The sequence below is a fragment of the Thermogladius sp. genome (genome assembly GCF_049970955.1).
In the GTDB taxonomy this organism is placed as follows: domain Archaea; phylum Thermoproteota; class Thermoprotei_A; order Sulfolobales; family Desulfurococcaceae; genus Thermogladius.
The window spans coordinates 1-6,157 of record NZ_JBMFLY010000050.1 but is presented as its reverse complement, the minus strand read 5'-3'; the positions used below and the strand labels follow the sequence as shown (position 1 = coordinate 6,157).

The following is a 6,157-nucleotide window of genomic DNA, read 5'->3' as shown; positions in this document are numbered from 1 at the left end:
GATGTTCAAGTGGATTATACCTGGGCTCCTAGCGCAGTCCCCTCGACCGGGCCTCGGCGACGTCGACGTTGTAAAAAACGTTTTCACAGGGGTCGTCAACCTCCTCTCAAGAGAGGAGAGGCCCGAGGACCTTATAATGGCCTTTACATCAAAAGGTGTCGAGGTCTACCACGCCCCAACTCACGACTTTCACCCCGTAGAACTAGTCCACGTTATAGGCTCGATAGACTTCATTGAGAGACACCGCGAAAGGGGTGGTAGAGTACTGGTCCACTGCTCCGGAGGTGTCGGGAGGAGTAGCCAGGTCACCGGTAGCTACTTAGTCTATAGGGGCTACGACCTCTACACAGCTGTGAGAAGGGTTAGGAGCGTCGTCAGCGGGGCTTTCGAGATACCTTGGCAGCTCAGGCTCCTCGAAGACTTCAGTACTCTCGTCGAGCTCATGGGTGGGGAGAGCGTAGTCTCTCAATACAGGGCTCTCGCCGGCGAGCTTGATTCTAAGCGGCTTCTCCACTTGTCGAAGGTTGTCCAGTTCGTGATAGAGCTGGGCAACTTGATCGGCATGGGGAGACGCGAGTTGAGGAGTTCTATCGAAGACGTTATAAAGGAGGTGAGAGCCGGTGGAGCCGAGCACGTTACCGGTATCGCGAGGCTGGCTATAGCGTTAGACCAGGACATGAGCGGGAGGGTAGTCGTCCTCGACGGTGAGGTGAATAACGGGGTCTTGCACTTGAGGCTGCTGTGCGACTTGCCATGCGATGACATAGCCGCTAGAGTCGCGGGGGCTTCGACCGAGTTGGAGAGGGCCGGTTTGAGAGACATTTACGTGGAGACGGGTCTCTACATGGACTACGTTTTCTAAAGCCTTTGGTCCTCGGAGCTCCTAAGAGCTCTCGGAGCCCCATGAGGAGGGTTTACTCTCTCGAATCTTTGTTCGCGCACCGGGGAGGAAATCGTTTTTATCTTTCCCATTAAAGAGTTAGCCGGGTGAGGTCATGGACTACCTCTTCAAGCCGGGTTACGGGCCAGAGTGGGGTAGCGGCGGAGTATTCGGCTTGACCTACTACAGAAAAGTCCTGTACTACACGTTATCGATGGAAGCAGAGGCGCACTTCCGACACGACAACGAGGAGACGGTTTACAGGTTCGAGCTATTGGGGCCGGGCCCTTCGTCGGGCGGAGACACGTACAACGCCGTCGAGACCGTGGACGAGTACATATACTTTGGCGGGTGGGTCCATAACCCAGCCGTTTACAAATCGAGAGAGGGGTTTGCCGGTGAGATCGATTTCAGGAACAAGTACTCACACGTACACGAGTACAACATCAACGAAAAGACTGTTAGGCTTGTCTGGAGCGAGAGTGCCAGAAGTGAGAGGGAGTGGGCCGGTGAGGTATCCGAGATAGTCTACGACAGGCTGAACGACAAACTCCTACTAGCCAGGGCCGACGGGCACTTCAACCTCGGGATATTCGAGCTAGACAGGTCCGGTAGGGAGCTGAAAAGGCTCAGCGACGTCCCGGGGTTGAAGGGCAGCCTCTTTCTGGAGTTCGCGTGCTTCGACATGCAACCGGACTGGAGGAGGGGTGTAGACGGGGTCCAGTGCTACGACCCACACGAGAAGAAGATGCTCTACTATGGTGTCCGGGACTGGTCCGCTATAAGCGTAGACGGTGAAGGCGTCGAGAACAGGGGCAGCGGTTACGCGGTCTCAGCCTACGCTAGGTACTGGCACTTCTTCAGGGGTGGACTACTCGTAGGGAACCCTGTAGAGCCTGACGTCGAGGAGCCCTCGTTTGTTCGCTTGTTTGATTTCCCAGGGACGCAGTACTCGCCCTCCAGGAGCAACGCCCTCGTAATCGGGGGCGGTGTACTAGCTGCGTTCAACGCATACTCTCACGGAGCCCTACACGTGGCAGAGCCCAAGAAAAGCTTGGTAAGGACTCTAAACTATACCGTGGGCCCGTCTGTTCTCGTCTACATAACCCCGCCGGTTGCTAGAATAGTCCTCGCAGTGGGAGCCAGGATCACGAGTATGACCAAAAGAGGCGGCGACGTGCTACTCGGCACGAACAACTCACCCAACCTGGGAGGGAGGGACGCGACCAAGATCGATGTCGGGGTGAGAGAGGTCTTAAGCGTTAGCGAAGAGGGCATCCTCACGGGTAGACAGCCACCCGTCGTTTTCAGGGTCGAGGGATCCACTGTGGGCAGTAGGGTCTTTGGCGGCGTACCATTGACCGGGTACAAGGAGCCCCACCTGAGGGTATACTCGAGCAAGCCCAATACTCTCAAGGTGAGCGAGTACGATCTAGGCTTACCGCCGAGGCTTGTCGACACTAGCAGCTATTCCATTTCTGAGGGCTGGAACAGAGTAGACCTAAGCAGCCACGACAACATAGTCTCGTTTAAGTTGGTGAGCCCCGACGAGAAAGCGGTGGTGTATATAGTCCTAGAGTAGTCCCTTAGCTCCACTGCTAGCGTTCACGCCAGCTTTTTAAGGAGGTCTTCTACGAACTTGACGACCTCGTCCTTCGTCGTGAGGGTCGAGACCTTTTTAGTCGACTCGACAACGACGACCTTGTTCCCAATTCTCGCTCTGACCAGGTCTACCCCCTTGAACGAGTAAATGTCTAGGACCTCCACCCCCCTCTTTCTCGCCTCCTCCCGCAATATCACGGTTGGGCTCTTCGGCATAGTAACCCCTCTTACTATTTAAGTAACCATTTCGGGCTCTTTAAAAAGGTAGAGTGAGACTTTGACCAGTAAGAGGAAGTGCGTGAAGTGGGGTTCGTCGGGCCTATTGGTAAAACTAGAAGACGACGCCTTAAGGATTGAGGGGAGCTTCAATGTGGAGGTCAGGCCCAGGGGGGTGGTCTTCGAGCAGGTCAAGTCGTATCGCGTAGCGAGCGACGAGAGAAAGAAGTACATCTACGTGGAGCACGAGGAGCTAAAGCCCGCGGACGCCGTGAACTGTAGCGAGGAGCTCGACTTGGGAAAATACGTGATAAGCAGTGTAGACCTAGGGTTCGAGGAGTACGTGACGGTGACCACACCCGGCGAGAGCTTGATCGACTACCTGGTACTGACCAGGCGGATCTCGTGTATTGTCGTATCGCGTAAAAGGGAGCCTTACTTCGACCTCACGCAGGGGACTCTCGCCATCTACCTAGTCTAACGACCTAGATAGACGACCGTTCCTCTGACGTCCTCGAGTTGTCCTGTCAAAGCCTTAACGGCGTCATCAGTGTTGAACCCGCTCATCAAGACCACGGGGACCCCAAACTTTGCAGAGAGCTCTATGGCTGACCTGACCTTGCCAGATATCCCGCCAGTAGCGTCTGTGGCTGACCGAGCTCCCAGACTCTTCAAGACCCTCCCAGCGTTACTACTATCGATCCTCGGGATTAGCTCGGGTTCCTCGCACTTCTTCGGGTCACACGTGTAGACCCCTTCCACGTCCATGAGGAAGACGAACAGCGAGGGCCTAATCCTTTCTGCCAGCAGTGAGAAGACCGCCTCCGTGGAGAGCACGGAGTAGCCGTCCTCGGTGAAAACGCACTCCCCGTAAACCACAGGTCTTATCCCCCTCTTGATCGACATCACGACTGGCAGGTGATTGACCACGAACCCGCCGGGGCCCCCGGTGATGATGGCGCTTGTTTGGATAGAGGTGGCATCGACTCCTTCGAGCACGAGGTAGTCGACGACGAGCTTGTTTAGCCAGCGTGTTGTCGACTGGCACCTTACAAGCAGGGGCCTGGCGCCGTACTTATCGCGCATGGCTTTTACGACTGTGTGGGCAAAGCTACCGCCTCCGTTACCTAGAACCAACGGTAACTCGGCTGGGACGTCCCTCAAAATCTTAGCCAGAGAGCTCAAAGCGCGGAAGTTCAGGCTGAAAGGCTTCTCTTTGTTCGTCAGAAAGCTACCCCCGGCTTTAAGGTAGACCACAGGTTCGGCCCGGTCCGCAGAGCTCTCCACTGCCCATCTCTCCTAGGCCTATTTTTATCTTCGAGCGCCTAATCTAGATTTTGAGTGCGGTTAAAAACTCGTGCGGTGGTTTAAGTACATGCGCTTTGCTGTCAACCGCTTCGTCGAGAAGCTGGAGAGGTCTTGGATCCCGTTAATAGTGGCCAACACCTTTATAGCGTTTGCTGCGCCTTTCACAACCGCTTACTACGACTACAGGTACTTCGAGCAGTGGTACGATATAGCGGTCAAGTACGGCTTGAGCAAAACGTATGCTCTGGCTGCGAAGACGGCCTACTTTCCGTTGACGGTCTACACGTTCCTGCTCTTCCACTGGCTGGGGCTAAGTCTCGCAAGCCTGCTCAAGTTCGAGGCTGGCCCGTTGAACCCTGTAGTAGTCTTGGTCGACAAGATACCCTTCATATTGAGCTTTAACCTCATATACCTCGTACTCCGGAGGAGGTACGGGTACGCGGCCGGCATACTGTGGTTGATCAACCTAAGCGCATATTCAACCTTGGCGGGCTTCCAGTTCGATCTCCTCGTGGCTTTGCTAATTTTGTTGTCCATGATACTTCTCGAGGAGGGAAAAGCAGAAAAAAGCCTGCTACTAGCGTCCTTTGTTACTCTACTGAAGCAGATCTTCGTGTTCATCGCTTTGGTCCCCTTCGCCTACATACTCAAGCGCCACGGTCTAAGGAGGGCGCTCGTAGACGCCTTCGTGTACTTCGTCGCGCCGATCGTGTTGTTCTCGCTACCCTTCCTACTCTACGACCCGGTAGACTTCGTCGCAAAAAGCCTCCTATTCCACGGTCTCCGCTACCCGCAAGACCTGAGTTTGTGGGCGGTACCCCTCTACGCGGTGTCGTTCAACGTCCAGCTCTTGCCGGAGTTCATTACGTGGGCTTGGGTCGTGCCCTTCGCAGCGTTCATGGCCTACCTTTTCTACAAGCTAGTCCGAATAGGAGTCCACACAGAGAAGGCGCTGTTCTACTACGTCCTGGTCGTTAGTGGGATGTTGGTCCTCAACAAAGTAGGAGGTCTCAACTACCTGACCTGGTTGACCCCCCTTCTCATAGCAATGTCGGCCAGGCTAGGAGGGGACCTAGGACTTAAGCTAAGGAGGGTGAGCGTGGCCCTGCCCATGTGGAGCCTCGCGATATACCCGTTTTTCACGTTCTACACCGCGGTGATCGTCGGAGGGGACATATACATCGTGGAGGACTCTAGCTGGGAGCCCGCTGAGGGGATTTTCTACGCGAGCTACGGGTACCACAACCCGCTAGCGGCCATTATCTCCTTCCTAAAGTCCAGCCCCACCTCCTACTTCATCTTCAGGAGCCTCTACAACGCAATGCCCCTAACCTCAATCATGATAACTTTAGTTTACAACGCGGCGATCATTTACGTGATGAGGGTCGCCTGGCGCTCGGCAGGGTGGTAGACGTTGCTCTTGCTAGTGGGTATAGGGATGAAGTACGAGGACCTAACACTACAGGCGATCCAGGCGATCAAGTCCGCCGACCTTGTAATCGTCGACACGTACACTAGCATTCACGGCGACATCGACAGGATCATAGAACTAATTGGACGCAAGGAGGTCCGGCTAGCTAAGCGTAGCGACCTGGAGGGAGCGGGCATTGAGAGGATCGTCGAAGAGGCGGCGAGGAGGAACGTAGCTATACTCGTACCGGGCGACCCACTAATAGCCACGACCCACGAGGCCATAAGAGTGGAGGCCGCTAAAAGAGGGGTGAAAGTGAAAGTCGTGAACGGTCTAACAGTGGTCGCACTAGCATTCAGTAGGAGCGGGCTCCATTTCTATAAGCTTGGCAGGACTGTGACCCTGACGTACGACCCCTCATCTGTCGACTACGTGCTGAGAGTCATACAAGACAACACCTCTAGAGGTCTGCACACGCTAATTCTACTCGACTTGAGAACGGAGGAGTCGAGGGCTATGACCGTCCAGGAGGCTGTTAGCATGTTGCTGGAGGCGGATAAGCAGGGGTTGTTAGCCGAGAGAGTCGGTGTGGGGCTTGCGAGGTTGGGGTTCAGCGACGAGTACATGGTGGCAGATCTAGTCCCGAACCTCGGGGGGTACAAGTACCCTGGGCCCCCGCACTCCCTCATAGTCACGGGAGACCTCCACTTCATGGAGGTGGAGAGCTTGAGGTACAACTG

At 55.2% G+C, this 6,157-nt stretch carries 7 protein-coding genes; 5 read left to right on the top strand and 2 right to left on the bottom strand.

The features are described 5' to 3' along the window. Together ACP5VX_RS05820 and ACP5VX_RS05815 are read left to right on the top strand one after the other, a co-directional pair. Positions 1–862 (top strand): protein-tyrosine phosphatase family protein (locus tag ACP5VX_RS05820; protein ID WP_428724944.1); only part of this gene is annotated, 862 nt, incomplete at its 5' end. 133 nt (positions 863–995) lie between these two features. Beyond that, entirely contained in the window at positions 996–2,462 is a 1,467-nt protein-coding gene (locus tag ACP5VX_RS05815) for a DUF2139 domain-containing protein (protein WP_428724943.1), read from the top strand. Between the two features lie 23 nt (positions 2,463–2,485). Here the strand turns inward: ACP5VX_RS05815 and ACP5VX_RS05810 are convergent, their stop codons facing one another. After that, positions 2,486–2,698, bottom strand: a complete 213-nt coding sequence (locus ACP5VX_RS05810; protein WP_428724942.1) for a hypothetical protein — start codon at positions 2,696–2,698, stop codon at positions 2,486–2,488. A 61-nt stretch (positions 2,699–2,759) separates the two neighbouring features. On the opposite strand from ACP5VX_RS05810, the gene ACP5VX_RS05805 reads away from it, so the two are divergent. After that, positions 2,760–3,179 carry a hypothetical protein gene (locus ACP5VX_RS05805; protein ID WP_428724941.1) on the top strand — a complete coding sequence of 140 codons (420 nt, stop codon included), beginning with the start codon at positions 2,760–2,762 and terminating at the stop codon, positions 3,177–3,179. Here ACP5VX_RS05805 and ACP5VX_RS05800 read toward each other — a convergent pair. Continuing rightward, the gene (locus tag ACP5VX_RS05800) at positions 3,176–3,955 is read right to left on the bottom strand and encodes an isopentenyl phosphate kinase (protein ID WP_428724940.1); all 780 of its coding nucleotides are present in this window, start codon (positions 3,953–3,955) and stop codon (positions 3,176–3,178) included. The genes ACP5VX_RS05805 and ACP5VX_RS05800 overlap by 4 nt on opposite strands. 118 nt (positions 3,956–4,073) lie before the next feature. Between ACP5VX_RS05800 and ACP5VX_RS05795 the strand changes: the two genes are divergently transcribed. Beyond that, positions 4,074–5,417 (top strand): hypothetical protein, encoded by a 1,344-nt coding sequence (locus ACP5VX_RS05795; protein WP_428724939.1) that lies wholly within the window; start codon positions 4,074–4,076, stop codon positions 5,415–5,417. 3 nt (positions 5,418–5,420) lie between these two features. Next, positions 5,421–6,157, top strand: a 737-nt coding sequence (gene dph5, locus ACP5VX_RS05790; protein WP_428724938.1) for a diphthine synthase, incomplete at its 3' end; no start/stop codon positions are given.

What these genes read in the sequence shown, in the direction of transcription:
- ACP5VX_RS05815 (WP_428724943.1), top strand. Translation starts at nt 996, where the DNA reads ATGGACTACCTCTTCAAGCCGGGTTACGGGCCAGAGTGGGGTAGCGGC.
- ACP5VX_RS05810 (WP_428724942.1), bottom strand. Translation starts at nt 2,698, where the DNA reads ATGCCGAAGAGCCCAACCGTGATATTGCGGGAGGAGGCGAGAAAGAGG.
- ACP5VX_RS05795 (WP_428724939.1), top strand. Translation starts at nt 4,074, where the DNA reads ATGCGCTTTGCTGTCAACCGCTTCGTCGAGAAGCTGGAGAGGTCTTGG.